Annotated in this window: 22 protein-coding genes; 6 read left to right on the forward strand and 16 right to left on the reverse strand. The window is 44.9% G+C overall.

The features are described from left to right. Nucleotides 1–6: 6 nt before the first annotated feature. The 14 genes from I6E49_RS03230 to I6E49_RS03295 form a co-directional block, all read right to left on the reverse strand. Nucleotides 7–720: an SDR family NAD(P)-dependent oxidoreductase gene (locus tag I6E49_RS03230; protein WP_235400414.1), complete on the reverse strand. Its 714-nt coding sequence runs from the start codon at nucleotides 718–720 to the stop codon at nucleotides 7–9. A 106-nt stretch (nucleotides 721–826) separates the two neighbouring features. Next, complete coding sequence (locus tag I6E49_RS03235; RefSeq protein WP_235400415.1) at nucleotides 827–1,336, reverse strand: Crp/Fnr family transcriptional regulator; 510 nt, start codon at nucleotides 1,334–1,336, stop codon at nucleotides 827–829. Nucleotides 1,337–1,680: 344 nt separating this feature from the next. Beyond that, nucleotides 1,681–3,111: an NADH-quinone oxidoreductase subunit N gene (locus I6E49_RS03240; RefSeq protein ID WP_235400417.1), complete on the reverse strand. Its 1,431-nt coding sequence runs from the start codon at nucleotides 3,109–3,111 to the stop codon at nucleotides 1,681–1,683. 20 nt (nucleotides 3,112–3,131) lie between these two features. Next, nucleotides 3,132–4,619 carry a complex I subunit 4 family protein gene (locus I6E49_RS03245; protein WP_235400419.1) on the reverse strand — a complete coding sequence of 496 codons (1,488 nt, stop codon included), beginning with the start codon at nucleotides 4,617–4,619 and terminating at the stop codon, nucleotides 3,132–3,134. A 7-nt stretch (nucleotides 4,620–4,626) separates the two neighbouring features. After that, nucleotides 4,627–6,639: an NADH-quinone oxidoreductase subunit L gene (nuoL, locus tag I6E49_RS03250; RefSeq protein WP_235400420.1), complete on the reverse strand. Its 2,013-nt coding sequence runs from the start codon at nucleotides 6,637–6,639 to the stop codon at nucleotides 4,627–4,629. 9 nt (nucleotides 6,640–6,648) lie between these two features. Next, nucleotides 6,649–6,957 (reverse strand): NADH-quinone oxidoreductase subunit NuoK, encoded by a 309-nt coding sequence (gene nuoK / locus I6E49_RS03255; RefSeq protein WP_235400421.1) that lies wholly within the window; start codon nucleotides 6,955–6,957, stop codon nucleotides 6,649–6,651. Nucleotides 6,958–6,959: 2 nt separating this feature from the next. Continuing rightward, nucleotides 6,960–7,478 carry an NADH-quinone oxidoreductase subunit J family protein gene (locus I6E49_RS03260; protein ID WP_235400422.1) on the reverse strand — a complete coding sequence of 173 codons (519 nt, stop codon included), beginning with the start codon at nucleotides 7,476–7,478 and terminating at the stop codon, nucleotides 6,960–6,962. A 14-nt stretch (nucleotides 7,479–7,492) separates the two neighbouring features. Further along, nucleotides 7,493–8,029 (reverse strand): NuoI/complex I 23 kDa subunit family protein, encoded by a 537-nt coding sequence (locus I6E49_RS03265; RefSeq protein WP_094880288.1) that lies wholly within the window; start codon nucleotides 8,027–8,029, stop codon nucleotides 7,493–7,495. Between the two features lie 19 nt (nucleotides 8,030–8,048). Beyond that, the gene (gene nuoH, locus I6E49_RS03270) at nucleotides 8,049–9,134 is read right to left on the reverse strand and encodes an NADH-quinone oxidoreductase subunit NuoH (RefSeq protein ID WP_235392521.1); all 1,086 of its coding nucleotides are present in this window, start codon (nucleotides 9,132–9,134) and stop codon (nucleotides 8,049–8,051) included. A gap of 183 nt (nucleotides 9,135–9,317) precedes the next feature. Next, nucleotides 9,318–10,889: an NADH-quinone oxidoreductase subunit C gene (locus I6E49_RS03275; protein WP_235400423.1), complete on the reverse strand. Its 1,572-nt coding sequence runs from the start codon at nucleotides 10,887–10,889 to the stop codon at nucleotides 9,318–9,320. An 18-nt stretch (nucleotides 10,890–10,907) separates the two neighbouring features. Beyond that, nucleotides 10,908–11,621, reverse strand: coding sequence for an NADH-quinone oxidoreductase subunit B (locus I6E49_RS03280; protein WP_235392519.1), 714 nt, complete (start codon nucleotides 11,619–11,621; stop codon nucleotides 10,908–10,910). Beyond that, on the reverse strand, nucleotides 11,612–11,962 hold the full coding sequence (locus I6E49_RS03285) for an NADH-quinone oxidoreductase subunit A (protein ID WP_106812768.1): 351 nt from the start codon (nucleotides 11,960–11,962) through the stop codon (nucleotides 11,612–11,614). Before I6E49_RS03285 ends, I6E49_RS03280 begins: the two co-directional genes overlap by 10 nt. A 267-nt stretch (nucleotides 11,963–12,229) precedes the next feature. Then, the gene (locus tag I6E49_RS03290; RefSeq protein ID WP_235400424.1) at nucleotides 12,230–13,267 is read right to left on the reverse strand and encodes a threonine aldolase family protein; all 1,038 of its coding nucleotides are present in this window, start codon (nucleotides 13,265–13,267) and stop codon (nucleotides 12,230–12,232) included. A gap of 15 nt (nucleotides 13,268–13,282) precedes the next feature. Further along, nucleotides 13,283–14,461 (reverse strand): MFS transporter, encoded by a 1,179-nt coding sequence (locus I6E49_RS03295; protein WP_235400426.1) that lies wholly within the window; start codon nucleotides 14,459–14,461, stop codon nucleotides 13,283–13,285. A 402-nt stretch (nucleotides 14,462–14,863) separates the two neighbouring features. Here I6E49_RS03295 and I6E49_RS03300 point away from each other — a divergent pair, with 402 nt between their 5' ends. The 6 genes from I6E49_RS03300 (at nucleotide 14,864) to I6E49_RS03325 (ending at nucleotide 20,842) form a co-directional block, all read left to right on the forward strand. After that, nucleotides 14,864–15,274: a hypothetical protein gene (locus tag I6E49_RS03300; RefSeq protein ID WP_235400427.1), complete on the forward strand. Its 411-nt coding sequence runs from the start codon at nucleotides 14,864–14,866 to the stop codon at nucleotides 15,272–15,274. A 495-nt stretch (nucleotides 15,275–15,769) separates the two neighbouring features. Beyond that, complete coding sequence (locus tag I6E49_RS03305) at nucleotides 15,770–16,123, forward strand: hypothetical protein (RefSeq protein ID WP_235400429.1); 354 nt, start codon at nucleotides 15,770–15,772, stop codon at nucleotides 16,121–16,123. 515 nt (nucleotides 16,124–16,638) lie between these two features. Continuing rightward, nucleotides 16,639–16,938, forward strand: a complete 300-nt coding sequence (locus tag I6E49_RS03310) for a LysO family transporter (protein ID WP_235400431.1) — start codon at nucleotides 16,639–16,641, stop codon at nucleotides 16,936–16,938. Beyond that, a complete protein-coding gene (locus I6E49_RS03315; RefSeq protein ID WP_235400433.1) occupies nucleotides 16,935–17,567 on the forward strand; it encodes a lysine exporter LysO family protein in 633 nt (210 codons plus the stop codon). Before I6E49_RS03310 ends, I6E49_RS03315 begins: the two co-directional genes overlap by 4 nt. 250 nt (nucleotides 17,568–17,817) lie before the next feature. Continuing rightward, nucleotides 17,818–19,482, forward strand: a complete 1,665-nt coding sequence (locus I6E49_RS03320) for a formate--tetrahydrofolate ligase (RefSeq protein WP_235400434.1) — start codon at nucleotides 17,818–17,820, stop codon at nucleotides 19,480–19,482. A 16-nt stretch (nucleotides 19,483–19,498) separates the two neighbouring features. Next, nucleotides 19,499–20,842, forward strand: a complete 1,344-nt coding sequence (locus I6E49_RS03325) for a serine hydrolase domain-containing protein (RefSeq protein WP_235400435.1) — start codon at nucleotides 19,499–19,501, stop codon at nucleotides 20,840–20,842. Nucleotides 20,843–21,396: 554 nt separating this feature from the next. On the opposite strand, the gene I6E49_RS03330 is transcribed toward I6E49_RS03325, so the two are convergent. After that, nucleotides 21,397–21,711 carry a hypothetical protein gene (locus I6E49_RS03330; RefSeq protein WP_235400436.1) on the reverse strand — a complete coding sequence of 105 codons (315 nt, stop codon included), beginning with the start codon at nucleotides 21,709–21,711 and terminating at the stop codon, nucleotides 21,397–21,399. A gap of 140 nt (nucleotides 21,712–21,851) precedes the next feature. Further along, nucleotides 21,852–25,394, reverse strand: a complete 3,543-nt coding sequence (locus I6E49_RS03335) for an interleukin-like EMT inducer domain-containing protein (protein WP_235400437.1) — start codon at nucleotides 25,392–25,394, stop codon at nucleotides 21,852–21,854. Nucleotides 25,395–25,397 lie beyond the last annotated feature (3 nt).

Consider the following 25,397-nt stretch of genomic DNA (forward strand, 5'->3'; position numbering starts at 1 on the left):
TAGAAGCTACAATCGTTTGAAAATATAAAAGGGCAGGATTCTGTATATTAGAGCAAGTATGTGCCATCGTTTAGTGACATAGACTTTTGACTTCTTCTTGCTAATTGCTGCAATGATTTGACTAGCCACCTTCTCTACCGGCATCACCCAGAATAAGCCCTCACCCTTTGCCATAGCTGTATCAACAAGACCTGGTCTGACATCTGTTACGGTTATGCAACCACCGTTTCTGAAAGCCTTTTTGCGTATTGCTTCCATATAATTAATTTGGTAAGCTTTTGTTGCGCTATAGGCTGGTGCAGCCGATTCGCCTCGCAATCCTCCAGCAGAAGTTATAGCTACAAGATGACCATAACCTTGTTGTTCAAAAATGCAATACAATCTATCAATAACATATGTCCAACCAACAACATTTGTATCAATGGCGAGACGCTCAATCGCATAGTCAAGCGTGGCGTTAATGTCACCAACACCCGCACACACAATCGCAAGGTCAAAGTGGCCCAACTCTTTTAGAAGATTATTTATCGCTTGTTCTATCTCATTTAAGTTTGTGACATCTGCTTTTGAAACAATGGTTTTGGACGGATACTGCTGACTTAATTCATTAAGCAGATTTGTTCGCCGACCTACAATGCCAATACGATTATCTGCATTGGCATACTTCACAAAAAGAGCTTTACCAATACCAGAGGTAGCTCCGATTATAACTATATTCATACTGTAATTTTTTGTGCAAAGTTAATGCTTGCCCATTAAAAACAGCACGTATTCTAAGACTATAAAACATTATATGGGCAAACTCTCAAAATGTTTTGAGAGTTTGCTACCCGAAAGTAATTTCCCTACGTATATTGCTTATAGTTGTTGGTGTAACTTTCAGATAAGAGGCTATATCCTTCAAGTTGATGCTTTGAACTAATTCTGGGCAACGAATTAGCAAACGCTTATATCGTTCTCTGGTTGTCATACGATAGGTATCAAGATATTGTGCATAAACTTGAGAAAAAAGACGATCGGATATAGCCTGTTTGAGTCCTTTGGCATTTACAGAATCTAATAACGTCCCCAGTTCTTTCCCTAATATTTGGAATACCTTACACGTAGTTCCAGCCACAATAGTTAACTCTGACTTTCTGCCAGTAAGACAATTCGGATAGTCAGCCACAAACTCTCCTTCGAAGGCAAAACCAGTACAGTAGTCTTTACCTTCCTCTTCGTTATTCACCATATACTTGAAGCATCCACGCTCCACATATGCCACATATTTTGACGGATTGCCTGCATCCTCAAATATCTCACCACGCTTCAATAAGCGCACTTCTCCATGTTCCATGCAGTAATGACGCAGAGTCTCAAGATCAAGTCCATCCTTATACAAATTGAACATCTTCACTTATGATTTCTTTGGGCAATATGATATAATTTCAGCATCCCTATCACCCTCTATTCTTTTGTCTAATAAAACAAAAACGACAATAGAAACAATGGTTGGCAATTCTCTTGTGATGAGTTGTCAGTCATTGTCTCTATTGTCGTTATGTCGTTTTGAGTTTTGAATTTTGAGTTATGCGCTTCGCGCATTTTGAATTTACCAATTACGAATTCCTAATTCAACATTGAACAATTCAAAATCGGCGTAGCCGACAATTCAACATTCAAAACTCATAATTCAACATTCTACATCGCTGTAGCCGCTACCAGCCATCCGTAAACGCAGCTGCATACACCGAAGAGAAGTACGCCTGCTGTGCAGAGAGCGAGAGCTGTGCGTGTAGCGCAGTCGCTCTGGAATGTGGGGAGCGGTGTGTCTGTCTTGTTGATGTACATACACTTCACAATCTTCAAGTAGTAGTAGAGTGACGGTACGGTGTTAACCAATGCCAGGAACACTACTGCATAGGCGATATTCGAGCCCTGCTGGGCTGCTGCCATGAACACGAAGAACTTACAGAACATACCAGCGAACGGAGGAATACCTGCCAATGAGAAGAGAGCGAGAGTGAGGAGGAACGAGAGCTTCGGGTTGGTGGTGTAGAAACCATCGAACACAGACATCTCTGTATTGCCCTTGCCACGTGTCTCAACAACGTTGATGACGGTGAACACTGCCATGTTGGCTGCAACGTAGATAAGCACGTAGTACATCAAGGCTGTCAAGCCCATTGTCTCATTGCCTACAGCTGCAAGCATGATGTAACCTGCCTGCGAGATAGAGCTGAATGCCATGAATCGCTTGAGCTCTGTCTGACGAAGTGCGAAGAGGTTGGCGATGGTGATGGTGAGAACGATGACGATATACATTAGAGTCTCGTAGTATTCAACCATCGGACCGAACACCTTCAGCAAGATTGTCATCAAGGCAAAGGCTGCAGCACCCTTAGATACAACGCTCAGATAACCTGTCACTGGTGTAGGAGCGCCCTGATATGTATCAGCTGTCCAGAAGTGGAACGGTACGAGCGAAATCTTAAAGCCGAGTCCGCTGAAGAAGAACACAAGACCCATGATTGTCAAAGGTGTTGCGCTAATCTTGGCAGCCATATCATCGAAGTAGAGTGTGCCACAAGCACCATAGATGAACGAGATGCCATAGAGCATCACGCCGCTTGAGAATGTAGCGGTGAGGATGAACTTGGCAGCGCCTTCAGCCGAAATCTTCTTATACTTGTCGAAAGCCACGAGGCAAGCCATAGGTACAGAAGCCATTTCCAAACCGAGGAAGAACATAAGGAAATGTCCTGATGAAATCATCATGTACATACCAAGCAATGTAGAGATGATGAGCTCGTAGAACTCACCCTCCTTGCGCAGCACATCCTCACGCTCAATCCACGACTGAGCCATAACAACAACAATGTACGCTCCGACTGTAAGGATGACCTTCATCACCTGAGCAGCTGCTGTGGCTGTATAGAGTCCTGCAAATGCCTCTGCAGGCTGGGCATTGAAGCATAATACCACCTGAGCTACCAACAAAGCACATGTCAGCATGCTCAATGTAGCGTGTTTCTTCTCGCCTTTCAAGAAGAGGTCGGCAAGGAATACTATCACGAGGATTGCCATGAGGCCAGCCTCGGGTATCATATTAAAAAACTGACTATAATCCATTTTTTACTGCTGAACGGTTATTAAAGTGTTGGAATTACGCTAAGGATAGGAGCTACTGCATTGTCGATGACATGGCTTGCCCATAATGGAGCCGAACCGAGACCTGCAACACAGAAGATGAGGCAGCATACTGCAAAGCGCTCGTCCCATGTAGCGTCAGTAAGTTCCTCGAAGTGCGGGTTCTTCACCTTCTCGAAGAGGATGAAGCCTACAGTACGAAGGATGTACACAGCTGTCACAACGATAGATGTGATGGCGATGATTGTGCAGCAACGGTGGAATGTATCGGCATTCTCGAACGAACCGTTGAAGATTGTCATCTCAGCAATAAAGCCAGAGAAGCCCGGCAGACCGAGGTTGGCAAGACCGGCAATCACATAACCTACTGAGAGGAACGGCATAATCTTCATCAAACCGCCAAGCTCACGGATGTCACGTGTGTGTGTACGACCGTAAATCATACCGATGAGGGCGAAGAAGAGAGCTGTCATCAAACCGTGAGAGAGCATCTGAAGGATGGCACCTGTACAAGACACGCGGGTCATCATCAACAGAGCGAAGAGCACCAGACCACAGTGTGAAACTGAAGAGTAAGCGTTGATGAACTTCAAGTCGGTCTGTACACAAGCCGAGAATGCACCGTATACTACTGAGATAGTGGTGAGGATAAGGAATATCCAAGCCAAATCATGAGCAGCCTGTGGCAAGAGGAACATGGCGATACGGAAGCAACCGTAGCCACCAAGCTTCATAAGCACACCAGCGTGGAGCATTGACACAGATGTAGGGGCACAACCGTGACCGATTGGTGACCATGTGTGGAACGGGAACAGAGCACCAAGTACACCGAAACCGATAAACACAAACGGGAACAACACGTTCTGAATGGCTGTCGGGATGTGATTGTTGTGGGCAATCTCAAGGATGCTCATTGTAGAGGCACCGTTGAAGAAGTAGATACCTACCAAGCCGAGGATGATGAGGGCAGAACCACCCATAAGCATCAATGTAAGCTTCATGGCTGCATACTCCTTGCGACCTGAACCCCAGTAACCAATCAAGAGGTACATAGGGATGAGGGCTACCTCATAGAACATGAACATGGTGAAGAGGTCGATCGAGATGAAGAAACCGTAAACACCTGTTGAGAGCAATGTGAACCACATGAAGAACTCCTTGGTAAGCGGCTTAAGCTTCCATGAAGCGAAGGTACCTGTGAACACGATGATGCTCGAAAGCAGAAGCATCACAACGGAAATGCCGTCAACACCCACCTCATAGTTGATGTGGAGTGCAGGGAACCATTCCGTAGTGGCGCGGAGAATCATCTCCTCGGTGTTGCCTGCTGCGCGCTCGCCGATAAAGTGGAGTGTGAGCCATACGCTCAGTGCCAAGAGGCAGGATGAACCGGCAACCATCACACCACGCACCTGATTGACGTTGCGGGCAATCCAAAGACCGAGCAACATCAGGACAGGGATTACTACGAATAAACTTAATATATTCATAATTTAATTATAAGCAAAGTAATAATAATGTTAAAGCTACCGTACCGGTAAGGAACCAAACGGCATACTGGCGAACGTCGCCGCTCTGCCAAGGACGTATGGTCTCGCCTGCCTCGTTGGCACCCCAAGCAGAGAAGTCGATAAGACCGTTGATGATCTTCTCGTCAATCCACTGTGCCGTGCGGCTTACGTAGCGGAACAGAATCTTGTGTGTGACGTACTGATAAACCTCATCCATGTAGAAGCGCTTGTAAGCCCAACGATGCAGACGCGGGAATGTAGCGTACATCTTGTCGGCGATAGGCTGCTTCTCACCTTTATATATATAGGTGGCGAGGGCGATAGATACGATTGCAATCACTGTTGATGTGGCTGCAACCTGCGGGTCGAAGTGAACAGTGTAGGCTGTGCCTGCTGCGCTCACGATTGAGCCGAAGCTTGCCCAGCTCCAGTCGCAGAAACCTCCAAGTGTGGTGAATACACCTACACCTACAGTGACGATGCTCAGGAATATGAGCGGGAATGTCATTGTAGCAGGAGCCTCGTGCGGAGTGTGATGAGCGTGGAGCTCCTTGTTCTCTGTACCCCAGAAGATGCCGTAGTAGAGACGGAACATATAGAATGCTGTCATGGCGGCAACGCCTGTCATCCACCAGCCGCATACAGGAGAATACTCGAAGCAAGCGGTGATAATCTCGTCCTTAGAGCTGAAGCCCGAGAAGAATGGAATACCAGCGATGGCGAGACAAGAGATAAGGAATGTAGCGTGAGTGATAGGCATATACTTGCGCAATCCACCCATTGCCGACATCTCGTTAGAGTGAACAGCGTGGATGATGCAACCTGCTCCGAGGAACAGACAAGCCTTGAACATAGCGTGTGTGAACAAGTGGAACATTGATGCCATATAACCAAGCTGAGCGTGGTTGTCAAGGGCGGCACCATGATGACCTGGCAGACATACGCCGAGGGCTACCATCATAAATGCAATCTGAGAGATTGTAGAGAAGGCAAGCACACGCTTGATGTCGCTCTGTGCACAAGCTACAGCAGCAGCGTAGAAAGCGGTGAAAGCACCAACAATCACTACTACATCAAGAGCCTGAGGAGCGTACTCAATCCATACCGGGAAGAGACGTGCAATCTGGAACACACCAGCAACCACCATGGTGGCAGCGTGGATAAGTGCAGATACTGGAGTAGGACCCTCCATAGCATCTGGCAACCAGATGTGCAACGGGAACATAGCCGACTTACCAGCACCACCGATGAACATCAGCACAAGAGCTGTAGGCAGAATCATACCACCAGCAGCAAGAGCGCGAGCGTTGTCGGCAACGGTGAAGGCTGTAGCGCATGAACCGTAAGCAATCTCAGTACCGGTGAACGAGAAGTTGTAGCTTCCAGTGTAGTAACCGAAAATGAGAATACCGATAAGGAAGAACATATCGGCAAAACGGGTTACGATAAACGCCTTCTTCGAAGCATGTACGGCAGCCTTCAGAGTGTAGTAGAAGCCAATGAGGAGGTAAGAGCTAACGCCCACAAGCTCCCAGAACATATACATCTGGAAGATGTTGGTGGCGAGCACCAGTCCGAGCATTGACATGGTGAAGAGTGAGAGGAAAGCGTAGTAGCGCTGGAATCCCTTCTCACCGTGCATGTAGCCGAATGAGTAGATGTGAACCATGAGGCTGACCGTAGAGATGACGATGAGCATCATCACTGAGATTGGGTCGAGCAGGATGCCGAGGTCGAAGTGCAGATGGCCCAGTGGCAACCATGTCACGTTGTACGGAACGAAGGTTGCGAAGGTGCCGTCGGCAAGACGGTCGGCTGAGAAATACTTGAACGCTGTGAAGTAGCTCAACACTGTAACCAGTCCGAGCGAACTGGTACCTATGAGTCCGGCTACCTTGTGCGACCAGGCATACTTCTTATTCACGAATTCTGGCAGACCGATAACCAGGAAGCTGATCAGCGGCAACAGAAGAATCCATATTGAATATGTAAAATCCATAATCTAAAATTAATATTTCATGTTTTCAATACTGTTCACCTGATCGCTGTGGAAATTGCGGTAAACGTTGATAATAATCGCGATAGCTACGGCACTCTCGGCAGCGCTCACGCCAATAGAGAAGAGGGTCATGAAGAATCCCTCAAACTCGCCAGGGAAGAGCAGGCGGTTGAATGCCGCAAAGTTCAAGTCGACAGCGTTGAGCACGAGCTCTATAGAGACGAGCATTGCTATCAGGTTGCGGCGGGTGACGAAACCGAACACGCCGATGAAGAACAGAAGTGCGCTAAGCACGAAATAACATTCTACTGGTATCATAATTACTTGTCCTCCTTTTCTTTACGTGCTACAACAATTGCACCTATGATACATGCCAGCAAGAATACTGAGATGAACTCGAAGGGCAATACATACTGATACTTCTCCGAACCGAGGAGAGCCTCACCGATGGTCTGCATCGGAACCTCCTCGCCCTCAACAGCGAGAGTCAGGAAGCCGTTCTTGAGTTGGATGCCAGCTACAGTCACCAAACCTACGATGCAAAGCAATGCACCTGAGAGAGCGCGGCTACCCTTAACGTGCTCAACCAATCCCTGAAGAGTGCGCTTGCTTACGAGCTGCACGGCGAAGATATACATCATCACCATACCACCGGCGTAAACGCTAATCTGGGCAGCACCAAGATAGGTGTAGTCGAGCAGGAAGTAGAGACCTGCCACTCCAAGGAGCACGAAAAGCAGGAATGTGATAGAACGCATGATGCGCTTTGTCATCACGCACATGACAGCCGAGCCAAGGATGACCACTGCCAAGATGCAAAACATTACTAAACTTGCCATTGTTTTCTTACTCCTTATTTGGTTTTAGTGTTAAATGTTCCGATTTCGAAGTCAGCACCGCCGTCGATGATATTAGGCAGCGAACCTCCCTTGTAGTCCTCCTTGTCGAGGTGAAGCACGAGTGCCTCGCGGTCGAACACAGAGTTCTCGAAATCGTTGACAAACTTGATGGCACCGAAGTTACAAGCATTGACACAAAGCTCGCAGAACATGCAGTCGCCAAGGTCGTACTGGTAGTCGACAAGCTGCTTTTTCTTCTTGCCGGTCTCCGGGTTCTCCACCATCTGCGATACAATCTTTATGGTGCCGTTCGGGCAAGCCTTCTCGCAAAGTGTACAAGCAGTACACTTCACCGCTCCGTTCTCGTCGCGGTTCATCACAAGGCGTCCGCGGTGGCGGGCTGCAATGTGAAGCGTAGTCTTGCGGTTCTCGGGATACTGCTCAGTGCTCTTCGGTGTGAAGTACTCCTTCCAGGTGGTCTTCATACCTACAGCGAGAGTCTTCACAGCAGCTCCGATTTCTCCGAAATATGATTTTTTGTTTTCTTCCATTGTTTTTAATAATGTGTTTTTAGAAGTGCCAACCGAATGCCACAACTACTGTCATGAGAATCAAGTTGATGAGACACAAAGGCATGAGGTATTTCCACTCGAGCTTCAGTATCTGGTCGATACGCAGACGTGGGAATGTCCAGCGCACCCACATGAGCAGCCATACAACAGCGAATGTCTTGCCAAGGAACCAAACGATACCAGGGATGAAGTTGAGGATACCGTCAACGGCCTCAACGCCGATGTTGAACGGAGCCCAACCGCCAAGGAATACTGTTGTGGCGATGCCTGAAACTACGAAGAGGTTGAGGTACTCGGCGAGATAGTAGAAGCCGAATCCCATACCCGAATACTCGGTGTGATAACCGGCTGTAAGCTCCGACTCAGCCTCAGCCAAGTCGAACGGGCCACGGTTAGCCTCGGCATTACCTGCTACGAGGAACACGAGGAAGGCGATGATAGCCGGGATGTGTCCCTTGAAGATGAGCCAGCCGAAAGCACCGGTCTGAGCCTCAACGATACCGCTAACCTGCATTGTACCTGTCAAGACAACAGCTGTGATAAGGCAAAGTGCAAGTGACATTTCGTAAGAGATGAGCTGCACGGCACCACGCATAGCCGAAACTACTGAGTACTTGTTGTTAGAACCCCAACCTGCCATAAAGATACCTACGATGCCGATACTTGAAATAGCCGACATGAGGAATACGCCAACGTTGAAGTCGAGCACCTCGGCACCATTGTTCCAAGGCAGGAACGAGAATGTGCCTACAGAGGCGATAATCACGAGGAACGGAGCAACATAGTAGAGCACCTTGTCGGCACCGTCGACTGAGAAGATCTCCTTGATGAGCATCTTCAGCACGTCGGCAAACACCTGGAACACGCCCCAAGGACCTACACGCATCGGGCCAAGACGGCACTGGAAGTAGGCGCAGACCTTACGCTCCATGAAGATCAAGATGATGGCAAGGATGGCATAACCAGCAAGAATGCAGACACCAACCAGGATGCACTCGATCAGTATTGTCCAGAAATCTCCGAGTCCGCAGGTTACTGCGAGGAGATTGTGGAACCAGTTTGTTACAATACTAAAGTCAAACATTTTGTTTAAATTTTGATTTTTGAGTTTTGAACTTTGAATTGTTGCGGCAAGCCGCAATTTTGAATTATGAGTTGTGAGTTTTGAATTATTGAATTGCGATTTACCCTATCAATTCATAATTCTTAACTCCTAATCGGCGAAGCCGACAATTCAACATTCAACATTCAAAATTCAACATTCCTTTTATCTGTCGATGTCCGGAATAACGAAGTCGATAGCAGCACCTGTTGTAATCAAGTCGGCAATCTTCTGTCCACGAAGCATCGGATCGAGAGCACCAGTAAGGGTCAAGCCCATCGGACGCATCTTCATACGGTAAGGACTCTTGTCGCCCTTAGAGTCGAGATAAACGCCAAACTCACCGCTGGCACCCTCAACTGAGAAGTACCACTGTCCCTCGGGCACCTTAATGATAGGCTTCTGCTTGATGTAGAAGTCGCCCTCCGGAATATTGTCGATAAGCTGTTCGATGATGTTAAGGCTCTGATAAAGCTCCTTGATGTGGCAGTAGTAACGATCCATTGAGTCGCAACCAGTCATTGTTATCTCCTCCCACTCTACCTTGTCGTAGAGGTCGTACGGATGACGCTTACGAGTATCGTTCTTCCATCCGGCAGCACGTCCGGCAGGACCTGTCACGCCGTAGTTGATACAATCCTCAAGACCCATAGGACCAACGCCTACAAGACGATTGTGAGTGATAACGTTGTCGCCGAATACGTCGAGATACTCCTGAATCATCGGACGCAGATACTTGCAGAGCTTCTTTGTGTTCTCTACAAACTTCGGGTCGATGTCGGCCTGGAGTCCACCGATGCGGTAGTAGTTCTGAATAAGGCGTCCGCCTGTTGTCTCCTCCATCACGTTCAATACATGCTCACGGTCGCGCATGCAGTAGAGGAAAGCAGTCAGTGCACCCAAGTCCTGAGCTGTACAGCCGAGGTAGAGCAAGTGCGAGTCGATACGCTGAAGCTCGTCCATGATAGTACGGATATAGTGGATACGGTCGCTGAGTTCAATGCCCATACCCTCCTCTATCACGCCAACAAGAGCATGGCGGTGCATCATAGCCGAGAGATAGTTCAAGCGGTCGGTCAAGGCGAGAGTCTGCGGATAGGTCATGCCCTCCCACATTTTCTCAATACCACGGTGGATATATCCAAGGTGAGGATAAACGCGCTTCACCTTCTCGCCATCGAGCACAGTCTGCAAGCGGAGCACACCGTGAGTTGACGGATGGTTAGGACCGATGTTCACTACGAAGTCGTCGTCGTCAAACAGACGCTTCTTTGTAGCTACGAGGTGGCCGTCAGCGTTGAGCGAGTATTCTACAGTGAAGTCTGACTCAGGCTCGTCGGTCAACGGGAACTGGTTTGCCTCAGGGCTCATGTCGAAGTCCTTGCGCAATGGGTAGCCGTTGAAGTCGGTGCGGAGGAAGAGGCGACGCATGTCGGGATGACCGAGGAACTTGATGCCTACGAAGTCGAACACCTCGCGCTCAAGCAGTTCAGCCGACTTCCACAGATAGATGACAGTAGGGATAACGTCGCTACCGTCTACCTTCTTGGCGATGGTCTTTACAGAGCAGCGCTCGTTGTTGTCGGTATTCTCAAGGATGTAGATACATCCGTAGCCTTCTTCGCCGAAGTCCTCGCCGATGATGGTAACAAGGTAGTCGAAATGTTTCTGGTTCTTCAGCTTCGACATCTCACTTGCGAAATTGTCAAATGAGAGTTCAATGTTTTCAAGTTTCATATCTTATACCTTATTATATTAATCAGTTAGACCTTTCTTAGCGTCGAAGTCCTCAGGAACGTTGTTCACTACGATGGTCTCGCGCTTCTTCTCGCTTGCGAGAGCCTCGTTGCTAAGTCCGTGCAGACCGCCCTTCGACATTGAGAGTTCCTTCTCCTCGCTGTTCATCTTGTGGTTGGCACCACCGAAGAACTTCTCTACCTTCACCTTACGCTGAAGCTGCATCATACCATAGAGGATAGCCTCTGGACGTGGAGGACAGCCCGGAACGTAAACGTCTACCGGAACAATCTCCGAGATGCCACGCACCACGTTGTACGAGTTTTTGAACGGACCGCCCGAGATGGCGCAACCGCCCACAGCTACAACATACTTAGGCTCAGCCATCTCGTCGTAGAGACGCTTGAAGACAGGAGCCATCTTGTTGGTGATGGTACCGGCACACATGATAAGGTCGGCCTGACGTGGAGAGTTACGTGTTACCTCGAAGCCGAAGCGTGAGAAGTCGTAGCGGGCGCAGCCCACTGCCATAAACTCAATACCGCAGCACGAAGTACCGAATGTTAATGACCACAAAGAGTTGGAACGGCCCCAGTTGATAGCCTGGTCGAGCGAGCCAACCACTACGTTGACGCCTCCTTCATGGAGTTCGTCTACGATTTTCTCAAGGCCCTCATTGTCCTTGAACTCATCGTAAGGGATACTCTTGATGACAGGTTTTCTTACTTCCATTCCAATGCTCCTTTCCGCCATGCATAAGCAAGGCCAAATACCAATACCAGCATAAAGAAGCCTACGCTCGCAAGCGCCATGGCTCCAAACTGCTTGACAACCACTGCCCAGGGGTAGAGGAAGAGTGTCTCAATGTCGAACATCAGGAAAAGGATAGCAAAGAGGTAGTAGCCCACGTGTACTGGAATCCAAGAGGTTCCACGCGTAGGAATACCACACTCAAAAGGCTGACCCTTAACCGGGTTGTACGAACGAGGACCTACGAGCTTTGCAACTACGTATGCACCTACCACCAATACAACAGCCGTCAAGATGACTGTGATTAATAAAATAAAATCCATAAAATTATTAAAACAATTTGTTTTCTCTACGTAGAATACTTTATAAGTATCCGAATTGCAATTTTCAGTTTGCAAAGTTAGCAATAAATATTGGAATGTTGTGGATTTTTAAGAAAAAATCCTAATAAGAATGAAAGAAAATGCCAACAATTTTATCAAACAAAAAAAACTCAAATATTGCCCGTAGCCACAATCTTAGGTTTATGGCTCGGGCAATGATGGCATATATAATAAAAACTGCCACAATCAGTCATTATCTCGGCAAGCTCAACATAAAGTTGTTAATATTCGGTCCAATTCGTCCAGTTCCTCTTCCTTAGTCGCCCAACTGGTGACGAAACGACAGACAATCTCCTCATCACTCTTTCTCTCCCATATCTCAAAAGCTACCTTCTGTGAGAGTGCTTCGTAGAGTCTTTTGGGCAGAACGATGAACTGCTGATTAGTTGGCGAGTCGTAGGCTATCGCTATGCCATGCTTTTTGAATATATCGCAGATACGGACAGCCATATTGATGGCATGTTGCGAAACCTTAAAATACAGATTGTCAGTAAACAACGTGTCAAACTGGATGCCAAGCATTCTGCCTTTGGCGAGCAAAGCTCCGTGGCGTTTCACGATAGTGAAGAAATATTTGGGAGCCTTCATTCCTGTGAACACCACAGCCTCACCAATCATTGCTCCAACCTTTGTACCACCAATATAGAACACATCGCAATGCTTGGCGAGGAATGGCAAGTCGTAGTCGCATGCCTCCGACATCAGTCCGTAGCCCAGTCGTGCTCCGTCGATAAACAGACGCAGATCATATTTCCGGCATGTGGCGTACAGATTCTCAAGCTCAGTCCTTGTGTATACCATTCCAAACTCAGTAGGCATTGAGATATACACCATTCCTGGTTGCACCATGTGCGGATGCGTCTCGTCAGCCAAGAATCTGTCCATGTATGCAGACAGAGTGTCAGGAGTCAGCTTGCTGTCGACGGAGGGAAGAGTGATAACCTTATGTCCGAATGCCTCCACGGCGCCAGACTCATGCACCTCAATATGTCCTGTCTCCACACAAACAACGCCCTCACATCCCAGCAGCACAGAGTCGATGACCGTTGTGTTGGTCTGCGTACCACCCACAAGGAAGAACACGTCAGCCTCCTCGTTATCTACAGCCTTGCGAATCTTCTGTTTTGCCGACTCTGTATAATGGTCGTAGCCATAACCAGGAGTCTTGTCATCGTTTGTCCTGCCAAGAGCCTCTAATATCTCCGGCAACATACCGTTGTTGTAGTCACTTTGAAATGAAATCATATAATGCAATTATTTTTAAATTCTCTTCCCATTAAAACAGGTTATGAAGAGCGAGATTGCAGCCAAGATAGCTCCCACCGCACACACGCCAATCCATCCATGATGTGTCCAAGCCAATCCGGCACAATAGGTACCAAAGGAGCCGCCTATAAAATATGTTGTCATAAAGATGGTGTTGGCCCTGTTGGAAGCTTGAGGCATCTCCTGTATACAGCCGCTTTGATTGCTTAGTTGCAGACATTGCAAACCTACGTCTACCAATATGATAGCCACAACAAGCCCCATGAAAGTGTCACCAAACAGATAGGCAGTAGCCCACGCCACGAGCTGCAAGCAGGCTCCATATATGCTCATCTTTCTTATGCCCCATTGGTTAACGAGCTTGCCAACACCGCTTGCCGCTATAGCCCCGGCTATGCCGCACAATCCTAATGTTCCCACCATCTCGCTACCTGAATAGAACGGAGCCTGTGCCAACCGAAAGGCGAGGCACGCCCAAATTGCCATCATGCTGCCAAAGCTGAAGGCGGCACGTACGGCATAAAGACGTATGCGCCCATTACTCTTCACAATATTAAATACGCTGGCCATCAAGCCCCCGTATGTGCCGACATAGTTGCTCTTTATCTGTGGCATAATCTTGAGCGTAATGGCCATGCACAGCACCATCACAAGAGCCGCTATTAAAAACATTTCGCGCCAGCCCAACCATTCGCCTACATAACCGCTAACCACTCTCGAGGCAAGTATGCCCGTCAGCAGCCCCGACAGAACGACGCCCATATTCCTGCTTTTATTCTCCTTCTCGGAATATTGTCCTGCTATAGGTATGAAAAACTGCGGAATTACGGAGCAGGCTCCCAATAGCAGAGAGGCTCCCCAAATCATCCACACATTGTGGGCTACGGCAATTAAGACTGCCATAATGGCTGCCACCGTCATATTCACAACGATTATGCGACGGCGCGAGTAGAGGTCGCCCATAGGGATAAGGAAGCACAAACCAAGCGCATAGCCTATTTGGGTGACAACGGTTATAAGGTTTGCCTCATGTTGGCTCACTCCTACGTCGTGACGTATCATCTCCAGAAGAGGCTGATTGTAATAGCAATTTGCCACGGTCAATCCTGCTATAACAGCCATTGCAAGCAACAAACTGCGCTCTATGCCTTCATTTTCCTTAAGTTGTTTCATCTCTTTTTTCCTTATACCTATAATCTTACGGATTTAACCTTTCGGATTGTCCGCAAATGCAAAATTACGAAATAAAAACATATAATCAAAAAAATTTTGGGATGGACAATTTGAATCGTAGCTTTAACAATTGATGATTAAATAATTATGGATTCTTTTGGCAAGCACAAAGATTAATTGTATTTTTGTCAAAAGAAAACTTTAATAGAAAGGATTTAGTATGGCATCAAAAATAAGGAAGAAGCAATAGCTGTGCTTCGTCATATGATTCAGCGAAAAAAAGGGATAGAGAAACAAGTGAAAGAATAATTTGCCAAAGCTCGTAAAGAGGTTGAAATCAGACATTGTCACAACCTATACAACAGAATGGCGGACTCCCATCCAACGCACAATTGGCATTATATGAAACTAAGAGATAAAGATACAAAGAAATATTTGCTCACAGTATTTGTGGCTACATTTGTTGCCTATATTATTCCTGCAGTGGTCTTGTACTTGGGACATTTTATGGGCATTATGCTTACGATTTGTATTTCCTTGTTTAACTTGAGTATGGCTTTGCTTGCTTGGCTTTGGGCAAAATCTGTTAGAAAGGAATTTTTGCTGAAAAAACAAATAATATTGAATAGTCTTGTGACGTTGCTTTTGATAGGCATTATTTCCTTAGTTGTAACCAATGGGGCTGCCTTATCTTTGAGTCTCATGGTATTTGTATGGTTGGGGATATTCAATCTCCTGCCCATTTGTATCCAGTATGCCATTTATTCTTTTATTTCAAAAAGAACCAATTCAAAGAAAGAGAGGCCTATATGAAGTATATGGAATTGTTTTGGAATAGGCTATATTATTGTATTTTTAACTGCGATAAGAAAACGCAAACCCTTTTAAACAGATTTTTTGAATGTTTGTTTTACTATTTGAAGTTTTACAGAAATCGTAAAGGGAACAACACAAGAATACCTTATAATGAAATTGTAGGAATATGTGTATCGGATTATATCATGATTGGATTTACTTGTCTATTGATATGGACTTTGTTCAATCTCGTATCCATATTATTTCCATGTGTTTCTTTACTGCCTTTAGGCAAGACTGCGTTTATCCTTGTCTCAGTAGTACCTTGCCTCTTTATAAATTACTTTTTCTTATGGAGAAAGGATAAATATCTTAGGTACTGGGAGGTGTTTGCTAAAGATACGCCAGGAATCAGACGAGTATGGTATTGCATAACTTGCGTATGTTTGCTCCTCGTCTGGCCTATATTTATTTTTAGCATGATAATAATGTCTAACTAAGAAAAATCAAATAATGGAATTTATGAAATATCTATGCTTTATACTCGGAGTTCTTCTTGCTGGAGCATGTAACAACAGAAGCTATAAAGACACATTGTTTTGTGAATTGGACAAAGAGATACAAGATACACTGTTATTTATAAACCAGCATTGTTTTGAAGAAGGTTATGATACTATAGATTTGATTGACTTTTCGGGCAACTGCAAATCAAGCGTGAATTTTTTTAGTTCTTGGGTGATTAGCAACCAAATAGAAGATACTGTTAATAAGATAAGTGTTTCGTTACCTACAAATGCCCCAAAGCCATATATCGTGCATAATAACACTGTTTATTATCCCGAAGATTACAACTTGATGGTGTTTTGATTTAATAAAAATACAAAATTCAGAACAATAAGAATGAAGTAATGAGTAATGAAGAGACTAAAAGGAAGCTGCTGCAAAAGGACTCGTTTCGCCTTGCAAAAGGACTCGTTTTACTCTCCAAAAGGACTCCTTTTGGAAGTCAAAAGTATTCGTTTTGAAACGCAAAAGGACTACATTTGCTCCACTCCTACAAATCCATGCATTATTTGCACGCAAATATTTGCCAAAACAGAGTTTTTTGATTAGATTTGCAGAAATTAAAAGAACCCCTACGCACCAAATTGTCTTCTGCACGCAGAAAGCAATAGAACGTATCAGATATACGTCACATTATTTATTATAAGAAACCGCTTCAAGCCAATAACAAATGAAGAATATATATTTCCCTGAAGAAGACATTACCGAGAACGGCCTGTTCCTTATTACAACTGTTCGGCTTATTACGAGCCTTCATACTTCATAGCGCGAAGCTATTTTGCAGGAGGATTCATGTAAAAAAACAACCAATAAAACAAATGTTTATAGTAATTTTGTTTATATTCCTTGGCATACTTGTAGGCTACAACGTACGCACAAGGATTAAATCAGCTACTCGCAAGAGTACGATTGGCACGTGGGCAGGACGTGCCACGACCGGACTGATATGGCTGCTTCTGTTTATGCTTGGCATCGAAGTGGGAAGCAACGACCAGATTATCTCTGCCTTGCCTACACTTGGTGTGGAGGCTTTGGTATTGTCAGGATTTGCCACATTGGGCAGCTGTGCTTTGGCATGGGCATTGTGGAAGACAGCGAAAGGAGGCAAGGAGCGATGAAAGGAAGTCTGATAGTAGTAGGATTCTTCATCCTCGGAGTATTGGCAGGACGTAGCGGCGGTCTGCCATCATGGGCTATGGACAGCAACATCAGCTTCGTAGCGCTGTGCGGCCTGTTGCTCTTCGTAGGCTTAGGCATAGGAATGAATCCAGATATGAAGAACGACATCAAGAGTCTCAACCCTCGTCTGGCACTGCTGCCCGTAGCCACCATCTTAGGTTCATGGCTCGGAGCAATGGTGGCATACATAATAATGTGTAGCGACATTTGCCCGGTACTGCACCATCGGCAGCTTACCGACTGCCTCGCCATCGACAGCGGCTTTGCCTATTATTCGTTGTCGAGCATCTTCATAACCGAATATCGCGGTGCCGAACTGGGCACAATAGCCTTGCTTGCCAACATCATACGCGAGATGACAACCCTTTTGCTTACTCCGCTGATAGCAAAGCGGTTCGGTCCGCTGGCTCCTATATCTTCGGGTGGCGCAACGACAATGGACACCACCCTACCTATCATCACACAGACTGTAGGCCAGCGCTACGTAGCACTAAGCATCTACCACGGTTTCGTGACCGACTTCACCGTGCCGTTCGTAGTGACAATGTGGTGCTCTATGGCTGGATAAAAAAGGTTGAGAGTTGAGAATACACTTATATATATACAACTTAAGTTTCGTGGCACTAACGAAAGAATATGTAAAAATTTTGATATAACATCGGACTCTCACCTGACGTTTCGAAGCAAAAACGAGCAAAAACAAGAGAATAATGACAGATTATTGATTATTTAGTCGTACCTTTGCACTCACACTCCATACTACATATTTCGTAAACAACTCAATTTATACACGAAACGCTACAAATTTTTTACATACAATGACAGACATCGAAATAGCTCGCAGCACGAAGCTCGAGGAGATAGAGGTAGTAGCCTCTAAGTATGGCATCCCTGCAAAAGAACTTGAACACTACGGCCACTATATGGCTAAGGTTCCTACACGCCTTATTGACGAGGAGCGTGTGAAGAACAGCAACCTCATACTCGTTACAGCCATTACACCGACAAAGGCTGGTATCGGCAAGACTACCGTTACTATCGGTCTGGCACTTGGTATGCACCACATCGGCAAGAACGCTATCTGCGCCCTGCGTGAACCTTCGCTCGGTCCGGTATTCGGAATGAAGGGCGGTGCATGTGGTGGCGGATACACTCAGGTGTTGCCAATGGACAAGATTAACCTGCACTTCACAGGCGACTTTCACGCTATCACTTCGGCTCATAATACTATCACAGCGCTGCTCGACAACTACATGTACCAGAACCGTGACAACGGTTTCGCTCTGCGCGAGGTATTGTGGAACCGCGTACTCGACGTTAACGACCGCGGACTGCGCGACATCGTAACCGGTATGGGCGGCAAAGCCAATGGCATTGTACGCGAGTCGGGATTTGACATCACTCCTGCATCAGAGATTATGGCTATTCTCTGTCTTGCTAAGGACGAGGACGACCTGCGTCGTCGCATTGAGAACATCCTCTTGGGCTACACCGTTGAGGGCAAGCCTTTCACTGTTAAGGATTTAGGCGTGGCTGCAGCCATAACCATCCTTCTGCGCGACGCTCTGGCTCCTAACCTCGTTCAGACCACAGAGAATACCGCTGCATTCGTACACGGCGGTCCGTTTGCCAACATTGCACACGGATGCAACTCAATACTCGCAACTAAGATGGCTATGACATTCGGTGAATATGTCATCACTGAGGCAGGATTCGGTGCCGACCTTGGAGCCGAGAAGTTCTTCGACATCAAGTGCCGCAAGAGCGGACTGCAGCCTAAGCTCACTATCGTTGTGGCAACGGCTCAGGGCCTGAAGATGCACGGCGGTGTACCAGTTGAGGACATCAAGAAGCCTAACAGCGAAGGACTCAAGAAGGGACTTGCCAACCTCGACAAGCATATCAAGAACATGCAGTCGTTCGGACAGACCGTCATCGTAGCATTCAATCACTATGCCGGCGACGTGGAAGAGGAGCAGAACATCGTACGCGATTACTGCGAGAGCATCGGTGTAGGATTTGCCATCAACGATGCTTACGCCAAAGGTGGTGAGGGTGCAGCCGATCTGGCACGTCTTGTAGTAGACACTATCGAGCAGAAGCCGTCGCAGCCATTGAACCTCGTATACGACGACGAAGACACAATCGAGACTAAGATAGATAAGGTCTGCAAGAACATCTACGGTGCTGCAAGCATCTCGTTTGCCGCTCCTGCCAAGAAGAAGTTACAGATGATACGCGACCTCGGCTATGAGAACTTCCCGATATGTATCGCCAAGACACAGTTCTCATTCTCTACCGATGCCAAGCAGTATTGCGTAGCATCAGGATTTGACGTTAACGTTCGCGACATTGTCATCAACGCCGGTGCAGAGATGATTGTTGTCATTGCTGGCAATATCATGCGCATGCCCGGACTGCCCAAGGTTCCAGCTGCCATGAACATGGACATCGTCAACGGTCAAATCGAAGGATTGTCATAATACCCAATGTTCAGAAATGTTCGGATATAGAATAAAGAAACAATATCGTACAAAGGTGAGGCTGTCCTGCTTGGGATGCCTCACCTTTATCGTTGTCATCATATCAAGCATCTGCCGATGCACATGCTCGTCGTGCTCAAGCGACAAAAGCCGAGAGAAGGACTCTATATACGAGGCCAACCACCGCATGCATCTCAACGATACACTCACCAATGCCATGTCTTCGCAGCCAGAACTGCACGCTATGGACTCTATCATGCAGTGCTATCTGAAGCGTTGGGAGATACACGGTGCACAGCTGGCAATATCGCGCCACGACTCGCTGCTGTACGCTCGCGGATTCGGCTATGCCGACAAGGACCGTCAGATACCTATGGAGCCGTCGTACATCATGCGCATGGCTTCAGTATCAAAACTTGTAACAGCCACCGGCATAATGAAACTGCGCGACATGGGCAAGATACGCCTTAGCGACAAGGTGTTCGGACCAAAGGGAATACTCAACGACACGTTCTACGTCAACTCAATACGCGACAAACGATACTTCGACATAACCGTCGAACAGCTGTTGAGACACAAGGCGGGATTTACCAATTATGCAGGCGACGCCATTTTCTCGACTCGCTACATAATGCAGCAGAACCACCTCACCACCCCACCCGACCACCGCACACTGCTGCGCATAGTGCTGCGCCGACATCTTGGCTACACGCCCGGAACGGCACAACGCTACTGCAACATAGGCTATACGCTGCTGTCGCTGATTATCGAGAAGCGCACGGGCATGAGCTACGAAAACTTCATGCAACGCTACGTGCTCAATCCGGCTGGATGCTACGACTTCCACATAGCGGGTAACTATCTGAAAGACCGCAGAAAGAACGAAACGGTATATTATATGCACTCAAGTTCGGTACCGGTGCCCGAATTCAACAACTCAGGCAGAATGGTAGTGCGCTGCTATGGCGAGAACGACATAACGACGGCTCTTGGCGCAGGTGCATGGGTGGCATCGGCTGCCGAACTATGCCGACTGGTAGCATCGATCGACGGCGACCGTACCGTACCTGACGTAATATCGCCACAAGCCGTGAAACTGATGACGCAAGAAATGCCCGACCATCAGTTCTCGCTCGGCTGGAACTTTACGCCACGCAACCGTCCGTGGATACGTACCGGTTCGCTTGTAGGCACATCGGCACTTGTACTGCGCTATCCCGACGGCGAGTGCTGGGTGTTCATCACCAACACAAGTACATGGAAAGGACACAAGTTCTCGCAAGACACAATGGCGCTGTTCGAAAAACTACGCAAGCGCTTTGGAAGCAAAATGCCAAAACGCAATATGTTTATAAACTAAATACGTTTATACAACAAAGGTATCTTTACATAACAAAGACTCCAAAAAGAAGAGGGGGGTATCAAAAACTGGAACTAATTCCGTTTTGATACCCCCTATTTATGTATCAGTTGGGATTGATTTTACTCCCACTCAACTTTACAGTATTTTTAAATGTATCTGATTATCAGTTAGTTATGTATTATTATATGGTTTTGGTGTCCATATATGGTGTCCACAAAAATCAAACTTAACTACTTGAGTCTCAAGACATTGCATATTTACAGATTAAATGATTTATAGTTGGACAACTGTAGGTGTCCACGGATGCCAAGACAGACATTTCAATTATAAATATGCTGATTATAACGGCTGAATTCTGCCGTGCGTGTAAGGAAAAGTTAGGGGCGATTTTCATAACCTATTGTCTTTCAATGACATAGGGGGAGGGTATTAAAAATGAATTATAAATATCCTTTTCTTGACTACCTTAATAGAACACAAAAAGGACAAACAACCCTTGATTGTATGATAGTTGTCTGCCCTTGCTATAATAAAGATATAATTTAGATGATTTACTTGTCCTTGTCTTTGTCCTTGCCTTCAAACTTATTCACAATCTCATTTATCTTTGATGTTATTACATTGTCTGCTCTTGTATCAAATTCCATCCACTTAGACTTAAAATATGCGGATGCGCCGACAATTGAACCACCAACGCAAAATGCCTGTGCAATATAAATAAGTACACCTGCCGCGATATTGAATGAATTAAGGAAGAATGATAAAAAGGCTATTAGAATACCGCTGCCAATCATCACCATTGCAATAATGTAAGCTATCTTGTCCTTCACGCATAATTCATTCCATTTACTGTTATATTGTTTCATTCTTATATTGTAATATTAAATAACTCTTATACATATAAATATTAATTAATCTGTAATATTGCATATATATATATAATAAGGTGGAATAAACTGAATTGTTCACCCCACCTTATAAAGGAAAAGAAAAAATGATATAGATATTAATCTATTACTCTCCAAGTTGTACCCGATTCTGTACCATAGCCTCCAACATACATAAACGTTTTCATTGAGTTATCGCCTGTTAGCTTCAGATAATTAACCTTTGCATTTTCTGAGGTATATATTACACCCTCATTCTTGTTTGATGCGCTTGGTGTTACAAATACATTTGCCTTGCCGCCTGTGTTGTTTATTATCTTAACAGTGTAACCAATTGGCAATGAGAATAATATTTTACCATCCCTTGAGCCAAAACTTTCAGACGGAAGAACAAACCACGTTTCTTGATAATTTCCATTGCTATCAACTGCGGGTGTATCAAGTAATAATATACCTTTATCCGTTGACGGCATTATGTTATGTGCGTATTTATTTGACCCTATATTGACAACCCTTTGATATTTGAATGTGAAGGATTGTGTTGTAGGTGTAAAATTGTAAAATGGTAGGTATAAAGGTGAATAAGTTCCATCCGTGTTTGATTTGACGTTGCATAACACCTCCATAGCCTTGTTGTAATATTCCGTATCATCTGACCATCTTACACCATTATAGCCAAACTGCAAACGTAATTCATCTTCAGCTGAATAAATCAACTTGTTTGCTGCATTGTGGAAAAACGCTCCATCACTTCCAATATAGCTTTGCACATTGCTTCCTGTCTCTATCCTTGTATTTCCATATCCGCTAACAGTATATGATGTTGACCAAGTTGACGGCGTTGTTATGAATAGATTCACTGTGTAATTATCATCTGCTGTTGTCCTGTATGTTACAGATGTATTCAGTTGATATGTGCCGTAATTATTATTTCTGTTGAACTGTGCTGAACTGTTCAACACTGTTTCACCTTTGCCGTTGTATATCCTTACACCACCTGTTAAATATAAATCTCTCGGATAAATTGTTGTTCCATCGTTTGCATATATGGTATAACGTATGTTGGACAGTCTAATTACATCACCTTTTTTCAAAGTGATTGCACTGCTTTTGTTTGTCTGCACTACTATACTACTACCACCACTAACACTTGTCATTGTCAGATTGGTTGTCATTAAACGGTCATTCTTAAATGTTCCAATCTTGCTGATAGGTGTTGGCTGTAAGTTTATCAGCGGTGTATTTGCAGCATCATAGACCGTTAAACCGTTGGAGGTATCAGTCAGATTAAAATTACCCTTAACTTGCACATTGTCGGCATCCAATACAATCTTTCCTGTTGTTACATCAATGCCTGTTTTGTTCTTCAGATTGTCATATACGTTTAATGAAATGTTGTTTACAGTTTGATTCATTTCACTTTCTGTTACATAGTCACCTTCTATTTTTGTAACTCTTGATGCTATTCCGTCCGCTGTCTGTTTAACCGTGCTTATTTGTCCATCTGTGTATGTCTTTGACTGTTGCACTGATGATGTAATTGCGTTTTGTCCTACCGTCAACACTGCGCCTGCATCAAACGTAACGTTATATGTTATTTCATCCAATAGGTTGTCAGATGTATCATACAGTTGCAAACGGAAATGGGTTATTCTGTTTTCTTGTTCACTATATTGTTGCTGCCACCGTGAATTATATATAAATGTGTTATCGCCTGCCGATGGTGTATTTATAACTGTCCTACCGTTTGAATCAATTATTTTCAGATAATATTTTGACAGGTCTGACACCCTTGTTATTCTATCACCGTCAATGTGATTCACATAGCCCTCATTGAAAACATACAAATCATCATTTATGTTAACCGTTGCACGGGCTTTTGTCATTGACAACTTATCCATTATTCCGTTGTTTCCATCCTTTCCTGCCAATGACATATTATCACTTGTATAATATACTGTCAAATATGATGGCTTAAAATGGTTGAACTGTTCAAAACATTGATGTTCACGGTTAGAATGTTTGAATATTATTATTGCGTGACTGTATCTTTCACTTGTCCATACCTCCGCATTGCTTGGAATGTTACTGTTATAGTCATTTGACAATTTATCCCTCAAGTTTTGATTGCAAGATGTTGCGTCATGACTTGTAATGATGATGATTTTGTCATTTGCAACGTTATCTATTTTAGTTATAAGGTTATTAACTGCCGTTGTTGCGTTGTCCGGATAATATGTGTCATATTGGTATGTGTTAATTACTGACTTTGTTGTTGGGTCAACAACTAACATTGTGTGACCTCTTACACTGCCATAAGCCAATAATTTTCCATCCATATACACATTTGATGTATAACTATGTCCTGTGTTATTGTCACCATTGAAATCTTCCGTTGCGCATTCAGCAATGATGTTAATGTACTGTGTTGATTGTCCATCCTTACCATTTGCTCCAATCATTACAGGCAATGAAAGTGTATAGGTGTTATCTGTGTATGTTGTTTTTGCTTGTTGCCACATATATGGCTTTGTTACTGTTAGCGTTGGAGGTATTACTGAACCACTATCCCACACGGTTGTTTTTCCCATTCCACTTGATAAATTGGAGGCAAGATAATGTGTTACAATTGACTTTATACCTTTTCCATCTTTTCCACTTTCTATGTCTCCAAGACTTCCATCACTTGCAACAACCTTGAAATTACCTATGAAGGTGTTTCCGTTTGCTGCAATGACATTATATCGGTATGACTGTAAATTATATGATTTTATCCCTTTATATTGTACAATGGAAGGTGCCTGTATATCAGCATCTAAATAATCACTATTTGTTGATGAAATAATGATTGCGTTTTGTCTGTCTTCATTTGTCCTATTACCCAACACCGCAATGTTATCACCAATCTCGGGCAATGAATCACCATCACCATCTGTTGCAGATAGTTGAATATAATTCCAATAACATTCTCCACCTCTTAAACTGTCTGCCCTGTATGTTCTTCCAACATTTGTGACTAACCGCCAATAAAACTTGTTACTCACATTGAAATCTGTATCATTTGCAGCGTTGAAAGATTGACAGATGATTTGGTCATTGACATTAAAATCATTTGTTATTGCCTTGCCTGTTTCTTTATCTTCCGCTCTCCAATATAATGTATAAGTTCCATTGTTATTTTCAATGTCTTCAATTATACAGTTTGCAGGACTTACAATAATTGCACCCTTTGTTGAACTTATTTTGTCGACTACCAATTCCCAAAAATGAGCTGATTTTGTAACGGTTAGATAATCAGTTGTTATGTCAGTTGAAAGTATATCTTTGACATTTAACTGATTTGAAATATTAGCGTTTGCGCCCTTTATGTTTGCTGCGTCAACGGTGTCTGTTGTGATTGTTCCAACATTTGTAATACTTTCACTTTCAATGTTTGTTATTGCACCGTTTGTTGCCGTTACATTTCCACTTATTGAAACATTGCCGTTGACTGTCATATCTCCATCAACGTCTTGCGTGCCGTTGAAATTCTGACCCCATATTTTATGTGTTTCAAGTTCCTTTTGAACTGTTGTTGTAGTACCGTTGGCAAATCCACCACCACCATTTGATGATGATGAATTTGAACCGTTTTTCTTTATGAATGAATCTATCTTTATCATCTT

The organism is Leyella stercorea, assembly GCF_021531655.1.

Bases quoted from the DNA above. Each gene is read 5' to 3' on its own strand.
- I6E49_RS03265 (WP_094880288.1), bottom strand. From the start codon at position 8,029: ATGGAAGAAAACAAAAAATCATATTTCGGAGAAATCGGAGCTGCTGTG.
- I6E49_RS03230 (WP_235400414.1), bottom strand. From the start codon at position 720: ATGAATATAGTTATAATCGGAGCTACCTCTGGTATTGGTAAAGCTCTT.
- nuoH (WP_235392521.1), bottom strand. From the start codon at position 9,134: ATGTTTGACTTTAGTATTGTAACAAACTGGTTCCACAATCTCCTCGCA.
- nuoL (WP_235400420.1), bottom strand. From the start codon at position 6,639: ATGGATTTTACATATTCAATATGGATTCTTCTGTTGCCGCTGATCAGC.
- I6E49_RS03285 (WP_106812768.1), bottom strand. From the start codon at position 11,962: ATGGATTTTATTTTATTAATCACAGTCATCTTGACGGCTGTTGTATTG.
- I6E49_RS03330 (WP_235400436.1), bottom strand. From the start codon at position 21,711: ATGAAACAATATAACAGTAAATGGAATGAATTATGCGTGAAGGACAAG.
- I6E49_RS03290 (WP_235400424.1), bottom strand. From the start codon at position 13,267: ATGATTTCATTTCAAAGTGACTACAACAACGGTATGTTGCCGGAGATA.
- I6E49_RS03325 (WP_235400435.1), top strand. From the start codon at position 19,499: ATGTTCGGATATAGAATAAAGAAACAATATCGTACAAAGGTGAGGCTG.
- I6E49_RS03305 (WP_235400429.1), top strand. From the start codon at position 15,770: ATGGAATTTATGAAATATCTATGCTTTATACTCGGAGTTCTTCTTGCT.
- I6E49_RS03300 (WP_235400427.1), top strand. From the start codon at position 14,864: ATGAAACTAAGAGATAAAGATACAAAGAAATATTTGCTCACAGTATTT.
- I6E49_RS03275 (WP_235400423.1), bottom strand. From the start codon at position 10,889: ATGAAACTTGAAAACATTGAACTCTCATTTGACAATTTCGCAAGTGAG.
- I6E49_RS03310 (WP_235400431.1), top strand. From the start codon at position 16,639: ATGTTTATAGTAATTTTGTTTATATTCCTTGGCATACTTGTAGGCTAC.
- I6E49_RS03295 (WP_235400426.1), bottom strand. From the start codon at position 14,461: ATGAAACAACTTAAGGAAAATGAAGGCATAGAGCGCAGTTTGTTGCTT.
- nuoK (WP_235400421.1), bottom strand. From the start codon at position 6,957: ATGATACCAGTAGAATGTTATTTCGTGCTTAGCGCACTTCTGTTCTTC.
- I6E49_RS03320 (WP_235400434.1), top strand. From the start codon at position 17,818: ATGACAGACATCGAAATAGCTCGCAGCACGAAGCTCGAGGAGATAGAG.
- I6E49_RS03245 (WP_235400419.1), bottom strand. From the start codon at position 4,619: ATGAATATATTAAGTTTATTCGTAGTAATCCCTGTCCTGATGTTGCTC.
- I6E49_RS03260 (WP_235400422.1), bottom strand. From the start codon at position 7,478: ATGGCAAGTTTAGTAATGTTTTGCATCTTGGCAGTGGTCATCCTTGGC.
- I6E49_RS03240 (WP_235400417.1), bottom strand. From the start codon at position 3,111: ATGGATTATAGTCAGTTTTTTAATATGATACCCGAGGCTGGCCTCATG.
- I6E49_RS03335 (WP_235400437.1), bottom strand. From the start codon at position 25,394: ATGATAAAGATAGATTCATTCATAAAGAAAAACGGTTCAAATTCATCA.
- I6E49_RS03280 (WP_235392519.1), bottom strand. From the start codon at position 11,621: ATGGAAGTAAGAAAACCTGTCATCAAGAGTATCCCTTACGATGAGTTC.
- I6E49_RS03315 (WP_235400433.1), top strand. From the start codon at position 16,935: ATGAAAGGAAGTCTGATAGTAGTAGGATTCTTCATCCTCGGAGTATTG.
- I6E49_RS03235 (WP_235400415.1), bottom strand. From the start codon at position 1,336: ATGGAACATGGAGAAGTGCGCTTATTGAAGCGTGGTGAGATATTTGAG.